The organism is Streptomyces sp. A5-4, assembly GCF_051131715.1.
In the GTDB taxonomy this organism is placed as follows: domain Bacteria; phylum Actinomycetota; class Actinomycetes; order Streptomycetales; family Streptomycetaceae; genus Streptomyces.
Genome location: NZ_CP178591.1, coordinates 8,591,223 through 8,609,264, shown reverse-complemented (window position 1 = coordinate 8,609,264; position 18,042 = coordinate 8,591,223). Strand labels below are relative to the sequence as shown.

Annotated in this window: 19 protein-coding genes and 1 pseudogene; 11 read left to right on the top strand and 9 right to left on the bottom strand. The window is 68.8% G+C overall.

The features are described 5' to 3' along the window. Positions 1 to 656: 656 nt before the first annotated feature. Positions 657 to 989 (top strand): hypothetical protein, encoded by a 333-nt coding sequence (locus ACLLJJ_RS40180; protein WP_434599736.1) that lies wholly within the window; start codon positions 657 to 659, stop codon positions 987 to 989. Between the two features lie 193 nt (positions 990 to 1,182). Here ACLLJJ_RS40180 and ACLLJJ_RS40175 read toward each other — a convergent pair whose 3' ends face one another. Both ACLLJJ_RS40175 and ACLLJJ_RS40170 read right to left on the bottom strand, forming a co-directional pair. Further along, positions 1,183 to 1,494, bottom strand: coding sequence for a hypothetical protein (locus tag ACLLJJ_RS40175; protein WP_434599734.1), 312 nt, complete (start codon positions 1,492 to 1,494; stop codon positions 1,183 to 1,185). A gap of 445 nt (positions 1,495 to 1,939) precedes the next feature. Next, positions 1,940 to 3,910 carry a BTAD domain-containing putative transcriptional regulator gene (locus ACLLJJ_RS40170; protein WP_434600660.1) on the bottom strand — a complete coding sequence of 657 codons (1,971 nt, stop codon included), beginning with the start codon at positions 3,908 to 3,910 and terminating at the stop codon, positions 1,940 to 1,942. 114 nt (positions 3,911 to 4,024) lie between these two features. On the opposite strand from ACLLJJ_RS40170, the gene ACLLJJ_RS40165 reads away from it, so the two are divergent. The 6 genes from ACLLJJ_RS40165 (at position 4,025) to ACLLJJ_RS40140 (ending at position 7,503) form a co-directional block, all read left to right on the top strand. Further along, positions 4,025 to 4,903, top strand: a complete 879-nt coding sequence (locus ACLLJJ_RS40165) for an alpha/beta fold hydrolase (RefSeq protein WP_434599732.1) — start codon at positions 4,025 to 4,027, stop codon at positions 4,901 to 4,903. A 264-nt stretch (positions 4,904 to 5,167) separates the two neighbouring features. Then, positions 5,168 to 5,362, top strand: coding sequence for a hypothetical protein (locus ACLLJJ_RS40160; RefSeq protein WP_434599730.1), 195 nt, complete (start codon positions 5,168 to 5,170; stop codon positions 5,360 to 5,362). Between the two features lie 321 nt (positions 5,363 to 5,683). After that, the gene (locus ACLLJJ_RS40155) at positions 5,684 to 6,214 is read left to right on the top strand and encodes a hypothetical protein (RefSeq protein WP_434600706.1); all 531 of its coding nucleotides are present in this window, start codon (positions 5,684 to 5,686) and stop codon (positions 6,212 to 6,214) included. An 85-nt stretch (positions 6,215 to 6,299) separates the two neighbouring features. Continuing rightward, positions 6,300 to 6,581 (top strand): DUF1778 domain-containing protein, encoded by a 282-nt coding sequence (locus ACLLJJ_RS40150; protein ID WP_434600659.1) that lies wholly within the window; start codon positions 6,300 to 6,302, stop codon positions 6,579 to 6,581. Between the two features lie 58 nt (positions 6,582 to 6,639). Continuing rightward, positions 6,640 to 6,963, top strand: coding sequence for a fic family toxin-antitoxin system, toxin component (locus ACLLJJ_RS40145; protein WP_434599729.1), 324 nt, complete (start codon positions 6,640 to 6,642; stop codon positions 6,961 to 6,963). A gap of 228 nt (positions 6,964 to 7,191) precedes the next feature. After that, positions 7,192 to 7,503 (top strand): hypothetical protein, encoded by a 312-nt coding sequence (locus ACLLJJ_RS40140; RefSeq protein ID WP_434599727.1) that lies wholly within the window; start codon positions 7,192 to 7,194, stop codon positions 7,501 to 7,503. A 48-nt stretch (positions 7,504 to 7,551) separates the two neighbouring features. Here the strand turns inward: ACLLJJ_RS40140 and ACLLJJ_RS40135 are convergent, their stop codons facing one another. Together ACLLJJ_RS40135 and ACLLJJ_RS40130 are read right to left on the bottom strand one after the other, a co-directional pair. Next, positions 7,552 to 8,304: a hypothetical protein gene (locus ACLLJJ_RS40135; protein WP_434599725.1), complete on the bottom strand. Its 753-nt coding sequence runs from the start codon at positions 8,302 to 8,304 to the stop codon at positions 7,552 to 7,554. Next, positions 8,301 to 9,662: a putative T7SS-secreted protein gene (locus tag ACLLJJ_RS40130; RefSeq protein WP_434599724.1), complete on the bottom strand. Its 1,362-nt coding sequence runs from the start codon at positions 9,660 to 9,662 to the stop codon at positions 8,301 to 8,303. Before ACLLJJ_RS40130 ends, ACLLJJ_RS40135 begins: the two co-directional genes overlap by 4 nt. 140 nt (positions 9,663 to 9,802) lie before the next feature. Here ACLLJJ_RS40130 and ACLLJJ_RS40125 point away from each other — a divergent pair, with 140 nt between their 5' ends. Next, complete coding sequence (locus ACLLJJ_RS40125; protein WP_434599723.1) at positions 9,803 to 10,414, top strand: hypothetical protein; 612 nt, start codon at positions 9,803 to 9,805, stop codon at positions 10,412 to 10,414. Between the two features lie 77 nt (positions 10,415 to 10,491). Beyond that, on the top strand, positions 10,492 to 11,157 hold the full coding sequence (locus tag ACLLJJ_RS40120; RefSeq protein WP_434599722.1) for a TOPRIM nucleotidyl transferase/hydrolase domain-containing protein: 666 nt from the start codon (positions 10,492 to 10,494) through the stop codon (positions 11,155 to 11,157). 158 nt (positions 11,158 to 11,315) lie between these two features. Here ACLLJJ_RS40120 and ACLLJJ_RS40115 read toward each other — a convergent pair whose 3' ends face one another. Continuing rightward, positions 11,316 to 12,131: an alpha/beta fold hydrolase gene (locus ACLLJJ_RS40115; protein WP_434599720.1), complete on the bottom strand. Its 816-nt coding sequence runs from the start codon at positions 12,129 to 12,131 to the stop codon at positions 11,316 to 11,318. A 244-nt stretch (positions 12,132 to 12,375) separates the two neighbouring features. Here ACLLJJ_RS40115 and ACLLJJ_RS40110 point away from each other — a divergent pair, with 244 nt between their 5' ends. Beyond that, positions 12,376 to 12,807, top strand: a complete 432-nt coding sequence (locus ACLLJJ_RS40110) for a PPOX class F420-dependent oxidoreductase (protein ID WP_434599719.1) — start codon at positions 12,376 to 12,378, stop codon at positions 12,805 to 12,807. Positions 12,808 to 12,902: 95 nt separating this feature from the next. Here the strand turns inward: ACLLJJ_RS40110 and ACLLJJ_RS40105 are convergent, their stop codons facing one another. Next, positions 12,903 to 14,348 carry a glyceraldehyde-3-phosphate dehydrogenase gene (locus ACLLJJ_RS40105; protein ID WP_434599717.1) on the bottom strand — a complete coding sequence of 482 codons (1,446 nt, stop codon included), beginning with the start codon at positions 14,346 to 14,348 and terminating at the stop codon, positions 12,903 to 12,905. Between the two features lie 1,145 nt (positions 14,349 to 15,493). Here ACLLJJ_RS40105 and ACLLJJ_RS40100 point away from each other — a divergent pair. Then, positions 15,494 to 15,775: a hypothetical protein gene (locus tag ACLLJJ_RS40100; protein ID WP_434599716.1), complete on the top strand. Its 282-nt coding sequence runs from the start codon at positions 15,494 to 15,496 to the stop codon at positions 15,773 to 15,775. Positions 15,776 to 15,808: 33 nt separating this feature from the next. Here ACLLJJ_RS40100 and ACLLJJ_RS40095 read toward each other — a convergent pair whose 3' ends face one another. From ACLLJJ_RS40095 to ACLLJJ_RS40085, 3 genes and pseudogenes are all read right to left on the bottom strand, one after another. Further along, positions 15,809 to 16,474 (bottom strand): hypothetical protein, encoded by a 666-nt coding sequence (locus tag ACLLJJ_RS40095; protein WP_434599714.1) that lies wholly within the window; start codon positions 16,472 to 16,474, stop codon positions 15,809 to 15,811. A 503-nt stretch (positions 16,475 to 16,977) separates the two neighbouring features. Continuing rightward, positions 16,978 to 17,274 (bottom strand): annotated as a pseudogene (gene cynS / locus ACLLJJ_RS40090) (cyanase); the annotation flags it as partial. 129 nt (positions 17,275 to 17,403) lie between these two features. Next, complete coding sequence (locus tag ACLLJJ_RS40085) at positions 17,404 to 18,006, bottom strand: sigma-70 family RNA polymerase sigma factor (protein WP_434599713.1); 603 nt, start codon at positions 18,004 to 18,006, stop codon at positions 17,404 to 17,406. Positions 18,007 to 18,042 lie beyond the last annotated feature (36 nt).

Below are 18,042 nucleotides of genomic sequence, written 5' to 3'. Positions count from 1 at the left end.
TCGGTGTGCTGCCACCGCTGACGCTTCTGTTCTCCTTCGTTCTGCCGGACGTAGCAGGGCTGCTCGCGCTCTGGATCATCTTCGGGATCGGAATCTCGGGACAGGAATGGCTGAGGACCTGGAGGTCGGTGGTCGAAGTGCGGGTGGAGACGGGTGGCCGGCGAAGGTTGCTGTTGCGGCAGCGGTACGGGCGCACGCGCGCGTACCCGTTGAGCGCGGTGACCGCGGTCCGCCCGCTTCAGGTCGGGCGCGTCTCGGCGGTCCCGGTGAACGCCGGAGAGGACGACGAACGAACGACGACCGACGAGATGGCGCTGCTCCTGGGATTCGGCAATGTTGCCCGCACGACGTACAAGGCACCGCACATCACGAGCTGCGACGCGCGTGTCCGCACGTCGTCGTCGCCGAGACCGAGTACCGCACGCGCCACTTCATCGACGCCGAGCGGGGCATGTCCCCCGGCTGAGCCCACCCACCCTGCCACTGATCGCGTTCCTCAGCGGCCTGGACAGCCACAGCGGCGCCTCCTCCCTCCGCTCCAGCACGGCGGTAACCGCTTCGGCCGGAACCGGCGAGGCCCTCTGTCCCGACCAGGAGTGTGACGGTTATCTTCCTCCTGCTCACGCATGCACGCACGACCAACTGGAGGGGTCAACATGCGCATTCGGTCCCGAGCAGCAGCCATCACCACAGCTCTCGCGCTGGCCGGCGCGGGTGTGCTCGGTATGGCTTCGCCGGCAGCGGCCGGCGCCTCGGCGCTCATCTGCCCGAGTTACCCACAGCTGATCACAGGCAGCGGCGGCCACAAGGGCGCGAAGATATCCTGCACCGGCGGGACGTCCTTCTTCCTCGCCATCAGGTGCGAGAAGCTGGACTCCTCGAAATACAGGTACTGGCACTACGGCAACTGGGCCGCGTCCGGCGGCACTTCGACCGTTTGGTGCGACGTGAACTCCAAGATCATCAAGGTGGAGACACGCACGGGGTGACCATCACTCCCCCAGCACGGTGCGGGCGCGTACGAACGCACCCGGGCCCAGTGGGTGCGCCGCCCGTAGACACCAACTGTCCGGTCGAGGAGCCGGCGGCCCCGCCACAGAGCCGCCGGCGTCCCTACGGTGCGAACCCGCACTCGACGTCCAGCAATGAGGCCCGGGGGTTGTCCCGTAATCCCTGGCGCCCTCAGGTGTCGATGCCGGTCACCGCTGTCGGGCCGAGCGGGGCCTGGTCCTCGGCGATCCCGGCCTCGCGCAGAGCAGCCGCGGCCACGCGCTTCGCGTGCCTCTCGGCACTCTGGCTGTCGTCGGCCTCCATCTCCAGGCGAAGGGTGAACGTGCCGTTGTCATGGACGGTGAGGATGTCCAGCTCCTCCAACTGACCCAATGCGGTGTGCTGGGGATCCGACGGACGCAAGTACGCAACGACAGCGGCCCGTTCCGCCGCTGTCACCTCGTGCACAAACGTGCCCGGGACGGAGATAACAAAGGTGGTCATACAGACTCCCATTTCTCATGTCACGGCCGGCGGCCCACAAGGCGCTACATACCTGTCGTGTCGGCCAGGAGAAAGTCTCCGCCGACGCGATGCGCTGTACCCCGGCTGATGCCGGGTGCCGGTACTCGGCGCGGTCCCAAGCCGGTTTTGTGGACTCGCGCGAAATTTCCCGCGCCGAGCTTCGCCGAAGTCCGACGCCCTCAGCCAGGTCGCACTGGGCACCGCACTCCGTACGCGCTCCCGCCACACCACACCCAGGACCACATCCCATTTTCCCATCCTGCCCCGACCACAGCCAAGAATCCGCGCGACACCCGACAATCCGTGCCGACCGGCTCGGCCGCCACGCACACCGGCAGAGCCATCCCGCCGTCACCCGTACCCCCGGTAATTCCGGGGCGGGCTGCAGCGCGGGGCGCGGGGCCGTCGCAGGTCAGCAGCGGCGTCATGGGGTGTTCCGCAGTACGGTGGCCAGCTCGTCGAGATGCCGCGAGACAGGACCGACGGTCAGCAGGCCACTGGCCGCGCCGCCCAGTTCCGCCGCCGCAGGCGAGAGCGCACTCACGGCTCGTTCCATCGTGGCCCGGTCGGAGACGGCGATCGCAGCCTGCGCCGTCAGGCACCACTGGGCTTCGAACAGCAGGCCGGGAGGAGGGTCGGGCAGCCCGCGCAGTCTCATCACCGCTTCGGCGCGGGAGCCTCGCGCGAGGAGGACCAAGGGCATGGCCCACGGTTCGTGAGGTCCCCAGTCGGTCCGCTCGTCCGCCAGAGCGGGCAGCCCGTTCTGTACGCGCAGACAGAGCAGCGCCAGCGGCAGCAGACCACGTTCGAGACCGGGCATGCCGACGCCGTCGAGCTGGGCCGCGGCGGCCCGAAAGGCCGCCTCCGCCGCCGGCGGCGGCCCCGTCGCGGCCAGCCGCAGCGCCCGGAACCACTGCGTGAAAACACTGGCCAGCGGCAGCTCGTTGCGTTCGGCGAGGCGGTCCACCGCCCTCGCGTGCCCTTCGGCCCCCGGGAAGTCCATGAGGGCACCGCGCGACTGGATACGGATGAGGTGTCCGAGGATCTGGTACGTGGCCAGGCCGTGCCGCTCGGAAAGAGCGATCAGCTCCGCACCTGTCCTGTCCCGGCGAGGGGACAGGCCCGCGCGGTGGAACGTCTGCATGAACACGCCGTTGAGGGCGAACGTCAGCAGCGCCGGGTCGTCCAGACGGCGCGCGATCTGCTCCGCCTGCTGGGCGGCCTGCAGCCCCCGAGCCGAACGCGTCCCGCGTGATTCCAGAGCGATGGTGGCCAGCAGGCGGGCACGCGCGGCCTCGTGCTCGCCCGGTCGCAAGGCCTTCAGCGTGCGCTCGGCCGCTGCGACAACGCCCAGCGAGTGCTGCGGGTCGTCGACGCGGGTCCAGATCGCCGGGACGTCGTGCGTACCGATCACGCGGGCGGTCAGTTCCACGTCACCCAGCCCTTCGGTCGCCGTGATGGCGGCCGAGCGGTGACGGCGGGCGACCTCAAGGCCGCCACCGCCTGTCACCGCGAGATTGCGCAGCAGCCCCACCGTCGACTCCAGCCGCGCCCGAGCACCGTGGGCCACGGTCCGGTCATAGTCGGCGGCGGCGTCCGCCCATACTTTCTCCGCCGCGTCGCTCGCCCCGGGGGCCGTTTCGAGGTGGTTCTCCTGGGCGAGGATGTCCGCCTCCAGGCGTCGCAGTGCCGGGCCGGGTTCCACTCCCAGCTGGTCGACCAGAAGCCGTCGCGCCCGGCGCAGTACCGCGAGGGCGTCACCCTGACGGCCGGTGCGATACAGCGCCAGGGCCAGCAGCCGCCATCCCTCCTCCCGCCACGGGTGCTCGGCCACGTGGGCGTCCAGATCGGCCACCGCCTGCGCTGCCTGCCCCAGGGCCAGCCGCGCCTCGCCCCGGCGCTCCATGGCGTGCAGCCTCAGCTCACCGAGTCGGGCGATCTCGGTGAGGGCCCACGTCTCCTCGGAGAAATCAGCGAAGGCGGGGCCCCGCCAGCACTCAGACGCGTCCTCCAATCGGAGAAGCGCCTCCTGGGCCGGCAGCGTGGCGGCATCGGCGAGTGCCTGCTCGAAGCGCCATGCGTCGACGGCGCCGTGGTCGGCGCGCAGCGCGTACCCCGGGCCTTCGGTGACCAGGAGGCGGGCCGGAGCACGGGGTGGGCGCTGCGGCTCGACGGCCCGCCGCAGCGCGGACACGAAGGTGCGTACCGCGCCGACCGCGCCTGCGGGCGGATCCACCCACAAATCCTCGACCAGGCGTTTCACCGGTACGACGCGCCCTCGGGCGACGATCAACCGAGCCAGTACCGCGCGGTGCCGGGGTCCTTTCAGGCCGATGGGGCCGCCGTCGCCGTCCCACGCGACCACCGGCCCGAGAATCCCGAACGTGACGCCCACACCTTGACCCGCTCTCTTCTCCGCCACGGCTTCAAACTATCGCCCGCTCACTCGATGCTCATCCGGCGCCTTCAGGGTTGAGCTACCTGCTCATCAAGGGAAAAGAGGCTGATCATGGCGCCCATCGCCGCCAATTTTGACTACCAGCGGATCGCCGTCGCGGACGGGGTGGCACTGAACGCGGCCGTCGTCGGCTCGGGCCCTCCGATCGTGCTGCTGCACGGTTTCCCGCAGACCCATCTGATGTGGCGGCACGTCGCCGCCGACCTCGCGGCCGACCACACCGTGATCTGCCCCGATCTGCGCGGCTACGGAGAGAGCGACAAGCCCGTCGACATCGACGGCACCGTCTACTCCAAGCGCACCATGGCCGCGGACGTCGTCGCACTCGCCGGAGCCCTGGGGCACGAACGCTTCGCTCTGGCCGGGCACGACCGCGGCGCCCTGGTGGCTTTCCGCGCCGGCCTTGATCACCCCGACCGCATCACGCGGCTCGCCATCCTCGACGTTCTTCCCACCCTCGACATGTGGGACGTGCTGCACGGGGTGAGCGCGGCCGTCGGCTTCCATCTGTATCTGATGGCCCAGCCGCCGGGGCTGCCCGAGCAGATGATCGCGGCCTGCCCCGACGCCTTCTTCGGCCACTTCCTCGACGTCTGGGCCGGCGACGCGCAGCCGATCCCCGCGGACATCCGTGCCGCGTACCTGCAGGCCTGCCGCGAGGCGGTGCCCTCCATCGTCGCCGACTACCGCGCCACGGCCGGTATTGACGTCGAGCACGACCAGGCGGACCGGGCGGCCGGCAACCAGCTGGCCATGCCGGTCACCGTGCTCCAGCAGGACTGGGGCGCGGCCCTCAGCTTCGACGCCGCCGCCCTGTGGGCATCCTGGGCCCCGGACCTGCACCACGACACCGTGACCTCCGGCCACTTCATGGCCGAGGAGGCTCCCGCCGACATCTCCGAGGCCCTGCGGGCTCTTCTCCAGCGTTGACGGATCACGGACGGCCGGCACACCACGTGTGTGTCGGCCGTCCGTGCGATCCGCTCCTTCGTCGGGCGCCGGCTTCCCTCCTCCCCGACCCCAACCCGGCGACCTGCAGCTCCCGTTGCTACGATCAACGCAAGATTTAAACCCGTTCAAATAGCAGGAGGGCTGGTCACGTCCGAGCCGACCGCGCCCGACCGGACCGACACACCAGCCGTCGCCCTGGGCCCTACCGCACTCATCCTCGGATCCCTCTCCGCCATGTGCGCGTTGACGCCTGCGCTCGCGTTCGGCACGCTCCCATGGGCGATCATCACCGGAGGCCTCGCCATCACCCTCGGCCCAGCAGGCATCCACTACGCCCGTCTCGAAACCGGACGCCTGTGGACCGCCATCGCCGGAACCACCCTCGGCGCGGCCGGGCTCGCCGGAATCATCACCCTCAACCGGGGACTCGGCGCCTGATCCCGCCCCCGGTGCGGGCGTTCAGTACAGCTCGGCCGCCGACCGGGGTCCGCGGGACGCGCGCTGTGCAGCGGAGGTGGGCCTCATCACCAACGTCCATTGCAGTCCATGGCCTGTCCTCGTGGGCGCACCGGCGCCCGGGTGAGGTGACCCCGCGGATCGAACAGGCCGTCCAAAAAGGGCTCGTTGACGGCGCGCGGCTCGGGCCCAGTCACACCCGACCAGCGAAGAACGGGAACCGCAGCCGTGCCGCCGCCCCTCTTCAAAGGCATCGTCGGACCCGCGAGCATGATGCGCCGGTCAATCAGCGGGGAGTACGAGATGTTTTCTGCAGGTGGGGCCTTCGGGGTCTTCTTCGGGTCGATGGGGCTGCTGTTCGCCGCTTTTGGGATCGGGATGCTCGTCTGGACGGCGCGGAGGACTGCCACCTACGACGAGACGCTGCGGGAGGGGCTCGTGGCCCAGGCCCGATGCCTGGAGACATTCACGGTGCACCACACCTCCTCGAACGGACCGGTTCGTAGCCAGCGGCGCCTGATTCTCGGGTTCTACACCTTCGACGGGCGGGAGATACGGGCCCAGGCCGCCTCGCGGCAGCCGTACGTGAGAGGCGACATCGTTCCGGTGCGGTACCTCGCGCACAGCCCCCAGCGGGCCATTCCGGCCGACTCGCCGCCCGGGACGGGAGCCGCCTCGTGCCTGGTCGGCGGAGTGCTCGTTATTTCCACCTGCATGGGGCTCCTGTTTGCCGTACTGGGCTTCGGGTTGGCTCTGTTCTCGGACATCCCGGCCGACGTTCGCGAGCCCGGACCGCGGCCCGGTCAGTACGAGTCGGCCGAGCCCCAGCCGTAGCGGTCACGAGTGCTGCCGATCCCAGCCCTCTCGCACATCGCGAAGGAGCCAGAGACCGCCGCGCGGACGGCCCTGGTTCTGCCACCTGGGGCCGGCCCGCTTCCCCGACCCTGAGCAGCGCGCTGCGATCGCCGCCGCCGCCAAGCAGGAGGGGGTGAGTCTGCAGGAGTACATCCTGTCCGCGGCCTACTCCCGCGCGACCGCCGTCGAGCAGCGGTTCCTGGACGGCTTCAAGCAGTCGATGGGGCGCAGCGGTGCCGCGTTCGCCGCCGAGCCCGGTGGCAGCGGTCCCGCCGAGGAGGAGCGGGCCGCCGAGCAGCAGGCGCGGACCGAGATCGAGCGGCAGGAGCGGGGCCAGGCCGCGTGACCCGGCCCGAACCGCCCACCGGCTCGATGTCACCTTTCTGCTGCATGCCGCCGAGCTCTTGGACGACGACCCCCAGGTCGACGACCTCGGACCGCTGTACGCCGCCGTGGCGCGGGTCGACGCGGGCGCGATGGGACGTGACATCTACGGCTCCCTCCACCTCAAAGCCGCCGCCCTCCTGCAGACCCTGGCGAAACTGCCCTGCCTTGAGCACTCCAACGAAGCCTTCGCCTGGCACTCGACCGAGGCCTACCTCGCTCTGAACGGGCGGCAGCTCGACTACCCGCCCAAAGCCGCCGTCGCGCTCGTGCGCGATGCCGCGTCCGGCGCCCACGGGGTCGCCCGCATTGCCCGCCAACTCCGCGACTGGGCTGTCGGCTGACGCCCCATCAGCTTAGTCATCGATCACGTCGCCCCGAAGGGCCTCCGGCGACGGGATGCGGTCGACTGCATTCGATGTCGAAGAGGAAGGCAACGCAGCGCGAGGAATGAGAGACTGGCCGGGCTACGCGCTCCCCACGCCCTTCCCAAGAGGGCGAGCCCGGAATACATGTCACAAAGCCCCAGCACCTCCCCGACCGCATCCGCGCCGAGAGACACAGAGGGTCGCATGTCCTTCTTGAAGTTCGCCAGCGACGAAGTGAAGGAAATGGCGGGGACGCTGGAGAAGAGTGGCGGCCAGATGAAGACCGCCTCGAAGGAGATGTCCGGGGCGGACTCGGCGCAAATCGGCCACAGCGGTCTCCAGTCCGCGTGCGACGATTTCTCCGACTCCTGGGACTACGGCTTCGGTCAGCTCTCCAAGCTGACGAAGGGCGTCGAGAAGTTCGCCATCAAGGCGTCCGAGGAGTTCCTCAAGCTTGACCAGAAGCTCTACGACGAGCTGAAGAAGGCCAAGGGCGCGAGCGGCGACAAGAAGTGAATCCGTCGGCCGCCCCCATCCAATGGCCGCGGCGTTCCGTGGCGGCCCTCAGGACACGACCTCGGCGTCCCGCTCCGGTACGTCCCCTGCCGCGCTCTCGGCCATGGTCCCTTCATCGACGTCGAACGTGAACGTGCGCCCGATGTGCGCCAGCCGCCCGCAGTACGAATCGAGCAGGAAGACCGACGGCGTCGCGATGGTGACGTACACGCAGTAGTCACGCGGCGCCGGAATGACCAGCTGCACCGAGGCCATGGCGATCACCGGCCGGGGCAGGCCGGCGTCCGCCGCGGGCAGCGTCAGCGAGCGCAGGGACGTGGACATCACCCCGGGGCCGGAAGGCAGTTTGGCCGCCAGCAGCATGTCCTGCCGTCCCTGGAACCCTTTGCCCAGCGGATAGTCGAGCTCCTGAAGATCGCTCTCACCGGCGAAGAACTTCTGCTCCTTCGCCCGGTAGATCCCCTCCGCCGCCAACAACCGGTCCCGGTGATCGCTCGGCCTGACCGAGACGACGAGCAGCCCCATCGAGAGCCGCTCGTCACCGTCCACCTCCTCGGACCCCACGCACATCGCGGTCAGGACGGTGGTCTCCTCCCCCGACATCCGGGGAAGCTGGTCGCGTATCCGCGCGCTCGCGGCGTCGAGCTGCGCCGCGTCGGCGTCGGGCATCAGCCGGCCCATCGCTTCACGCCACCCCGCGGAGGCCGTGGGCTCCGGGAGGCGCACGAATTCGTCCGGGACCTGGTACTGGAAGGCGTACGGCGTTTTCCGGGGCTCGGCCGGATCTATGTCGCCGATCACGCGGCGGTGCCGAACTGTCCGGGTCCGAGGCCCGTGGTGAAGCTGTTGCCCGCGCCGGTCAGGGTCGCGGGCACATCGATCTGCGGCCCGAGCGGGCCCGGCGCGACCACGCGATCGTTGTCCTTGGGCATCTCGTACTTGGTCATGGCGTTGATCGGGCCGACCAGGGGAATGTCGGAGACGTTCCCCTTCCCGTCGGTCCACCGGCCGTCATTCGCGTTGGAGCCGAGTGCGAACGCCGCACCGGCCACCGTGCCGCCCCAGTCGAGTGCGTTTCCGGAAGCGATGTGCGTCCAGCCCTTGGCCGCCATGGTGAATCCCCGGGCGGAGTTGGCCATGCCACTGGGGATCTTGGCGAGGCCGGCCCAGTTTCCCGGGCCGATCTTGCCGATCGTACTCATGAGTCCTTGCGAGGCACGCAGCGTACGACCGGACTGCACCAGGACTCGTCCGGCCTGCGCCAGCTTCGCTCCCGCCAGGCCGACACCGCCGGCGAACACACCTGCCGCGTCCCAGGCGAGGGTCTCCCAAGTGACGCCCTCCGCGCCGCCGGCCATGGCTGCGCCGTGGGCGGCGAGCGCGCCGACGCCGACGATCAGACCGATCAGGGCCAGCCCCGCGATGCCGCCGAAGGGAATGGCGAACAGGCAGATGATGCCGATGACCATGGCGAGGTCGGCGAGGAAATCTCCCACCAATTTCCAGAAGTTGGGGTCCGAGAGCACCTTCCAGGAGTCGGCCAGGAAATTCCCCACACTGTCCACGAGGTCGTCGAACCAACCGGGCTCGGGCGGGGCGTCGTCGGCCGCGTCCTTGATGGACCGCGCGGCGCCGTCGGCCGCGGTGGTGAATTCGGAGTTGAGGGTATGGGCCCGCTTGCGTACGGCTTCAAGCTCTCCGTTGGCCGTGTCGTACGCGTCCTGCTTGCCCTTCTTGTCTTTCTTGAGGTCTTCTTTTTCCTTGTCGGTCATCCCGGACGTCTCGTCCTTGACCGTGCCCAGCGTTCCTTTCGCGCTGCCGGCCTTTTTGGCGGCCTCGGCCGCCTCCTCCTCCAGCTTGCGTGCCCGCGACTGAAATCCGCTCAGACTGCCCTCCCACGAGGAGAGCGCCCGGTGCGCGGAATCCATCGCCGTGAGGGCTTTCTGCAGATACGGAGGGATATTGGAAACCGAGTCGGTGAACGCCTGCGCCGATTTACCCGCCCAAATACCGTCGGACGTGCCTATCTTGCTCAGCTGAGTCCGTGCGGTACCGCTCTCCCGGGTTACCCGGCTCACTGCCGACACCATCTGCCGTACGGTCTCCAGGTCGCCCGGCGCCGGATCGAAACCGAGGTTGGGATACTTCGAAGAACTCATCGCTTCGCCTCACCTTCCCGCCCCACCGCGCGCGTAGGGAGCTCCATCGTCTGGATGATAGGAAGTTGTAGGTGATGCTCCTGGTTCCACCCAACGCCGTGCAGACTTGTGACCACGACCTGGCCTCCGAGGGGTAAGAGATGATCTTGCAGCGTACGCTCAGGGCATTGCTGAAGGACGCCGCGACCGGCGCCGAGCTGCACACCCTGGTGAACCCCTGGGCATCCAGGCGCAAGTTCGCCGCCTTCGCGTACATCGCCGAGCAGTACGGATACCGCTACACGGGGCCGGCCCCCGGCATCTCCATGGGGCGAAGTCACCCGGTCTTCGCGTTCCGCCGCCTGCCCGACGCCCCGGAGCGCGCCAACCGCACCATGACGCACTATCCCAACGTCCAACAGCGCGGCCCGTTTCCCGGCATGCGGACCGGAGGTGACGGCCTCACGCCGTTGCCGGAGACCCGGCGGGAGATCGAGCTGCTGCACGCCCGTATCAAGGTCGATCTGTTCGGCAAGTCCAGTGTCAAACGCATCAAGCGCATGCTGGTCGCCGTACCGATAGGCATTCTCATCGCGCTCGCGGTGACCGGCAACCTGGCTCCGGTCCCACTGCTCGTCGGAGCCGGCATCACCCTGTTCTTCTTCCTGTACCTCTGGCTGGCGGCGACCATCATGCGACGCGGGCACGCGAAGTACCGGCGGATGCTGGAAGAGGCGGGAATCACCTGGCCGTTGGACAGGCCGGGCAGCTGACCGTCACGCAACGCGCCGCCCCGGGCAGCCTCACCCCTTGCCCGATGGGCGAAGACGCGAGGTGTGACACTGGGCCGATGGACAAGACGAGGCGCTTCCGGTCGGCGGTTATCGAGTGGGCGGCCGACGGCAGGGGTGTCTCAGCGACCACCGCCGCCGCGACCGCACGTGAACTGGCCACCGACGCCCGCTTGCGTACGGTCGTACTCGTCGAAGGGGTCAGTGACCAGGCGGCGCTCGAAGCGCTGGCTGAGCGCCAGAACCGGAACCTTGCCACCGAGGGCGTCGCTGTCGTACCGCTCGGGGGTGCGACGAGCATCGGAAGGTTCCTGAACCTGGTCGGCCCCGAAGGGCTCGACGTGGGGCTTGCGGGCCTGTGCGACGTCGGTGAGGAGCACCACTTCCGGCGCGCCCTGGAGCGGGCCGGCCTCGGCTCCGCTCTCACCCGCGCCGCGATGGAGTCGCTCGGTTTCTATGTGTGCGAGGCGGACCTTGAGGACGAGTTGATCCGGGCCCTGGGCGCCGCCCGCGTTCAGGAAGTCTTTGACGACCAGGGAGACCTGCGGACCTTCCGCACCTTTCAGAGACAACCCGCGCAACGGGAGCGAACCGTCGAGCAGCAACTTCAGCGTTTCATGGGAACCATCAGCGGCCGGAAGGCCCACTATGCCCGCGCGCTCGCGAACGACTTGGACCTCGCGCAGCTGCCGCGTCCGTTGAACGAACTGCTCGCCCACGTCTGATCCGACACGCCGGACCCCACCGCGGTCCGCGCCGGACCGGGTCCGGCTTGGAACGCGGTGCGGCCGTCCGCATGAGCCCGGTGTGGCGCGCCCGCGGGCCCATCGCCGAGCCTTGATGTCTGCCCTGTGCCACTGACCGGGTCGCAGCCGGACCCGGATCAGGTCCGGGCCGCGACCTCCTTGAGGAAGTCCAGCAGCGCCGTGTTGAAGCACTCGGGCTGTTCGACGCCCGGCAAGTGCCCGGCCTGGTCGATGACGGCGACAGCAGCGTGCGGGACCAGGTGGTGGATGATGGCCTCGGCTTCGGCGACAGGCGTGTAGACGTCGTCCCTACCGACGACGACGAGGACCGGTACCTCGACGGCGGCCAGGATGTCCCGGTAGTCGGGACGTTCGGCCCGTCCGCGCAGAGCGGCTGCGGCTCCGCGCGGGTCGGTGGCCCGCATCATGCCCATGACACGCGCGGCCACGTCCGGCTTCGCTGTGACGTTGTACGCGGCGAGCATCTTGTCGATCACCTCGCCCGCGTAGCCGTCCATGCCCTCGGCGAGCAGCCGATCGGCCAGGCGGTTACGGAACGCCTTGCCCTCGTCGGTCTCGGCGGGGGCCGAGGTGTCGGACAGGACAAGGGCAAGCACGCGGTGCGGGTGCAGGCGCTGGAACTCCATGGCGATCTGACCGCCCATCGACACACCACCGATCACAGCCTGCTCGACACCCAGCTGGTCGAGGAGCACGGCGATGTCCTCCGCGAAGTCGGAGAGGAGCACTGAGCCGGGGGTGACGCCGCTGTCGCCGTAACCGCGCAGGTCCGGGGTGATCGCCCGGCGGCCGTCGGCCAGGAGCGCGCGGACCTGCGGTTCCCACAGTGTGCGATTGAAGGGGTGCCCGTGGATCAGGACGACCGGCAACCCGTCCGAGGGGCCGAGGTCGTCGTAGTGGATCGTGGCGCCGGGGAGGGCTACGGAACTCATGCAGGGCACCCTAACCCCCGGCGCTCCCCCACTGGGCGGAGCCCGAAGCTCCCGCCGAGCGACGGCGCCCCTCTTGGAGCAACGCTCAGGGGTGCGTCCGCCGGCCCCGGCGTCACCACGCCAAGGCGCCCTGGAGCATCGCGTCGAGCCCGACGTGGACCTGCCGCTTCGTACTCCCCGGCGCGCGGCCATGACCGGGCAACGCCGGGAATAGCCCGCACCCCGTGGCGACTTGGTCCTGAACATGAACGCCACAGCATTCAATCCACGCACGCTGCTCGCGGAGAGCCGACTCGGTGTCCTGGCCACGATCAAATCGGACGGCCGTCCCCAACTGTCCCCCGTCATGCCCTTCTACGAGCAGGAGGCCGACGTCATCCACGTCTCGATGACCGACGGACGTGCGAAGACGGTGAATCTGCGTCGGGACCCACGGGCCACGCTGGAGGTCACCGGCCCCGACGGTCTGTCCTGGGCGACCGCCGAGGGCACAGCGACTCTCACCGGGCCGGGAACCGATCCCCACGGCCCCGAGGTCGAGGCGCTGGTGGACTACTACCGCACCGCCGCCGGGGAGCATCCCGACTGGGACGAATACCGGTCCGCGATGGTGGCCGAACAACGGGTGCTCATGACGATGACGGTCGAGCACGTGTACGGCGCCAAGATCGGCTGACCCCGGATCGGACCAGCTTCGCGCACCCTTTTCACGCCGTCCGCCGTCCGGCCCGGGGAGGGCAGGACAGCGGACGGAAGCGGTGGTGTCGTGGCTCAGATCACCGGCGCCGGGTAGGTCGGGTACTCCACCCCGGATACGTGCTGCACCACGCGGATGACCTGGCTGGAGTAGCCGAACTCGTTGTCGTACCACAGGTAGAGGATCGCGTCGTCGCCCTCGACCTTGGTGGCGCCGGCGTCGACGATCGAGGCGTGGCGCGATCCGATGAAGTCGCTCGAGACCGCGTCGGGGGCGCTGATGAAGTCGATCTGACGCTTGAGCGGCGAGGCCAGCGACACATGACGGAGGTAGTCGAGGACCTCTTCACGCGTGGTCTCGCGCGCGAGCCGCAGGTTGAGGATCGCGATGGAGACGTTGGGGACCGGGACGCGGATCGAGCTGCCGGTGATCCTGGCCTTGAGGTCGGGCAGCGCCTTGGCGACGGCGGAGGCCGCACCGGTCTCGGTGATGACCATGTTGAGCGGCGCCGAGCGGCCGCGGCGGTCGGACTCGTGGTAATTGTCCAGCAGGTTCTGGTCGTTGGTGAACGAGTGGATGGTCTCCACGTGGCCGCGCAGGACGCCGTACTCCTCCGCCATCGCCTTGAGCGGCGGGACGATCGCGTTGGTGGTGCAGGACGCGCAGGAGAGGATCTGCTCGTCCGGCTTGATGGTGTCGTGGTTGACACCATGGACGATGTTCGGGACATCGCCCTTGCCCGGTGCGGTCAGAACGACCTTGGCGATGCCGGGGCGCAGGTGCTTCGACAGGCCTTCGCGGTCGCGCCACCTGCCGGTGTTGTCGATGAGGATGGCGTCCTTGATGCCGTACGCCGTGTAGTCCACCGCCGTCGGGTCGTCGGAGTAGATCACCTTGATCTCGTTGCCATTGGCGATGATCTTGCTGTTCGCCTCGTCGACGGTGATCGTGCCCTGGAACTGGCCGTGGATGGAGTCACGGCGCAGCAGCGAGGCGCGCTTGACGATGTCCTGCCCGGCGCCCTTGCGGACAACGATGGCGCGCAACCGCAGGCCGTTGCCGGATCCGGCCTTCTCGATGAGCAGACGGGCGAGGAGGCGGCCGATGCGGCCAAAGCCGTAGAGGACGACGTCGCGCGATTCGCGCCGCTCGATCTTACTGTCGCCCGCCGCGCCGGCGACGGCGCCGGCGGTGAACTCCTGCACGGAGAGACCGCGGTCGTCGGTCCGGTAGGTCGCCGCGAGCATGCCGATGTCGATCTGGGAAGGGCCGAGATCGAGTGTGGTGAGTGCCTGCACGAACGGCAGTGTCTCGGTGACCGAGAGTTCCACTCCGGTGATCTGCCGGGCGAAGCGGTGGGTCTTGAGGATGCTGACCACCGACTTGTTCACCAAGGAGCGGCTGTGGAGCAGAACGGTGACATCCCGCTCCCGGTGCAACTTGCCGATGATGGGGATCATCGACTCCGCGATCTCCTCGCGGTTTTTCCAGTTGGTGAACGAGTCGTCATTGACAGTCACAGGTTTATCTTTCGAGCTAGGGGGCGCTCATATGCTAACCCGACGTCGCTTTGATCGTTCAAACGGTCCCGCCTCGATGGCCGGCTCGCCGCCATCCCCCAGGTCCGGTGCGCCCTCAACGACGAGTCCGACCGGGCCGTCGGCACCGTTCGCGGCGCGGAGATCCAGTAGGGACCCGAGCCCGGCGCTTGCCCCCCTCCCCCGGAGGCACCTCAGTTCTGAGCAGTCGCAACGTCTCTTCCCAGAGCCGGTCGGGGGGCGGTGGCGAGAGCTGAACTGTGCCGCGGGTCTCAAGAGCCACTTGAGACAACTGCACCCGCCGTGCGTATGGATCAGCAGTTCATCCGGATCCGGGCAGCCCGCGGCGGGGCCGGGCGGAACCTGTGCTTCTTGCTTGAGGAGGATTGATGGTGACTGTCGATGGTGCTGTATCTCAGCCAGCCCCGCGTTGGGTACCCACAGCGGATTCTTCGATCACGGAGTCGTTCCAGCAGGTGCTGGATTCCCTGGATGCTGCCCGCACGGAGCTCCGCGAGGATGTCCCGGGACTACCGGAAGCGGCGGAGCGACAGGAAGACGCGGGCAGCGCCTCGTGGTTCGGGCGCTCCCCGTGCACACCGGACCCGTACCGGGACGCGACCATGGACCTTCTGAGCCCCTTCGCATCCCGGCCAGCGCTCACGTCGCAGCAGACCGCAGGCGGATTGGACGGTGGCGGCTCTCCCCGAGCCGAGTGGGCCTCGCATCCGGCGAGGACAGCTGTCGCGGTGGAACCACTGTGGGCGCGGAGCGCGGGCCCGACAACGATGGGGCCCGCGAACGAAACGGTGGCGGAACAGGGGATTTCCCCACCCCCGCCCATGGTCATCCGGGCGCCCCTGGTCCCCCCGGACAGGGACACCGACCACAACGTCGGGGCTCACATCGGCCCGGGGCAGCGGCCGTTCGGTCATCCGGTCAGATCGGATGTGGCTACGGGCAGACCGGCCTCAGCACATCGGTCGGACGACGCGTCCGCGGTGCGGCGGCCTGCCGCCGAAAACACCTCTGCGGCCGAGCGCACTCGCGCCTGGGCGAAAGGCCGGGGTCGGCCGCGCCTTCTCATCAAATCGAGCCGCTTCACCGGGACGCTGGGAGTGAGCGCGGTGAGTGGGCTCATCGTCGCCTCGTCCATGCTGACCAACGACTGCGCGGCGACCGTTCCGTCCTGGCTCTCCGCACAAGCGGACCGGTCGGCCCCTGGAGAGGACGCGCCTGCCCCTGGCGCCGCTGAGCGGGAAGAGGGGGCACCGAACCGGGGTGACGCGGGCCTGGGCAATTCCCTGGGGCAGAGGAGTCTGCACCAGGTTCCCCCGTTCCACGACGCGGAAGCCAACGGAGGCTACGACATCGAGGTCAGAGCCGCGGTGGCGCGATTCCAGGCTTGATTCCCTCTCTCCAAGGCGAGGAGAGCAGCCGGATCAGCGCAGCAGGGCGCCGCGCAGGGTGATGCCGTGGCGGGTGCGCAGGCGGCGGATTTCCCACATGGTGATCGCGGTGACGGAGATCGGGGCGCCCAGGGTGAACAGCAGCCGGGTGAAGAACGGGACTCCTTCGTAGGAGCCGCCGATCAAGTCGATGATCGCGAGTTCCCACACCAGCGTGGTGGCCAGCAGCGGCGGCACCAGATCGTGAATGTCCGCCGTCCGGAACACGGTCACGGTCGACTGCACAACGCCGTAGAGCACGAAGGGCAGCCACCACAGGAGCAGGAACAGGACCCCGAGGACTTGGACGTACTCGTTCTGCGGAAGCAGATTGGTGCGCGCGTCCTTCAGGTCCTCGATCGCCAGGAGGACGACCATGAAGACCGAGCCGAACAGTGTCAGCATCCCGCCCGGCGGCTTGAGGGCGCGCCGCAGGAACAGGCGTCGGTTCGGTGGCCGTGACAGGGCGACGAATACCCCGACGACGAACGGAAAGGTCACCGCCATCACCAGAACGCTGTTCCACACCTCGTTCATGCGGTCGTCCACCAGCCCCTCGGCGGAGGAGACCAGCCGGTAGGACAGCGCAAGCCAGACGACCGCGGCGAAACCGACGAGCGTACGGATCAGCTGAATGCGGCGGACCGTTGGATCCTCCACCCGCCCCACACGCGACGGGGTGAAAGAGCGCCTGGCGAGCCCGATCGGATTGCCCGCACGCCAGATCCGCTGCCCTCGCGTCGGAGGCCGCGGAGGAGGAGGAGGAGGAGGAGGAGGAGGAGGAGGAGGAGGAGGAGGAGGAGGAGGAGGAGGAGGAGGAGCCGGGGACCAGCCGCCCTGGGGCGGCCAAGGCTGCGGCCCGTACGGATAGGGCTGAGGAGGTCCTTGCCATTGCGGATGCGGTCCTGGGTGCGGGGGAGGTGGGCCGTACGGTTCGGGTTACGGAGGCCAGCCGTTGCCGGGCGGCCCACTCGGTCCCGGATACGGGCCCCACACTCCGCCGCCCCCGTTGCCACTCACGTCGCACTCCCCCCGCCGCGCATCCTGTACGCAGGCAGCATAGAGCGCCTCCAGAGACGCCAACACCTCAGGAAAACGGAATGGGTGGGGCGCCATGGCGTGCTGGTGCGGCCGGCCCAGGTTTCGTCAGGTGGGCAGCTTGGTCAGAAGGGCTTGGTGGGGAGGTACTTGCCGTCCAGGGTGATCACGGCATGCTCGCCACCGTCGGGGTCCGCGACCTTCGTGACGTCGAGTGTGAAATTGATGGCGGAGATGATGCCGTCGCCGAACTGCTCGTGGACCAGAGCCTTGAGGGTCGTGCCGTAGACCTGGAGCATTTCGTAGAAGCGGTAGATCGTCGGGTCGGTAGGAACGCCCCCACCGATGGAGCCGCGGGTGGGGATGGTCTGGAGCCACATCGCAGCCTCCTCGTCCAGGCCCAGCAGCTCGGCGACCGCCCGGCATCCTCATCCGCGCCCGCGGCTTCCCTCTCGCCTGAGCAGCACTTCGGCCGAGTGTCAACGCCGCTTCAGGGCAAGGCAGTTGTCGAGGCCGTCGGCGTCCGACTCGCGCGGCGTCCAAGTCCGGACCTACGCGTCGCCCCTGAGCCGGTCGCGCTGGATCTGGCGCGCGAGGGCGCGACGTACGGATGCCGATGCCGTGGCGGGCGCGTTCGAGGGGACGTCGAGGCCACGGCTGATCTCGTCGTAAGCACTCCGGTAGGTGCCGGGCAACTCGGCCTGGTGCAGCCGTAGGTCTTCTTCGACGAGGCGTCGCAGTTCGTCGACGTTCTGCGGCGTGAAGCGCTTCTTCCCACGGGCGACGGCGTGGAGGTAGCCGGTAGAACGGGAGGCGTCATGGAAGGCCTCGGAGATTTCCTCGGCGAGGCCCCACAGGCGCCCTTCCAGCCAGGGCTCGTCGTCCTGGTCGAGGGAGAGTCCGGTCGAGGGCGGCGGGTCGCCGATCCCGTACTTCGTCACCTGCTTGGAAACGGCGGGCTGACTCATGCCCGTGAGCCGGGCAATCCTGTCCTGGGTCCAGCCGAAGCCGACAAACAGCTTGATCATTTCTGCGCGCAGCTTGCGCATCTCCTCGCCTGCGCGAATGACCTCGTTCATATCGGCGAGCATCCGCTCGGCCTGCGCCTCGGTCAGCGCCTCGGGGATCTGCCGCGTGTTCTCTCCGCCTGCCATGACTCGGTTATATACCCCGAGCCGGCCAGCGACCAT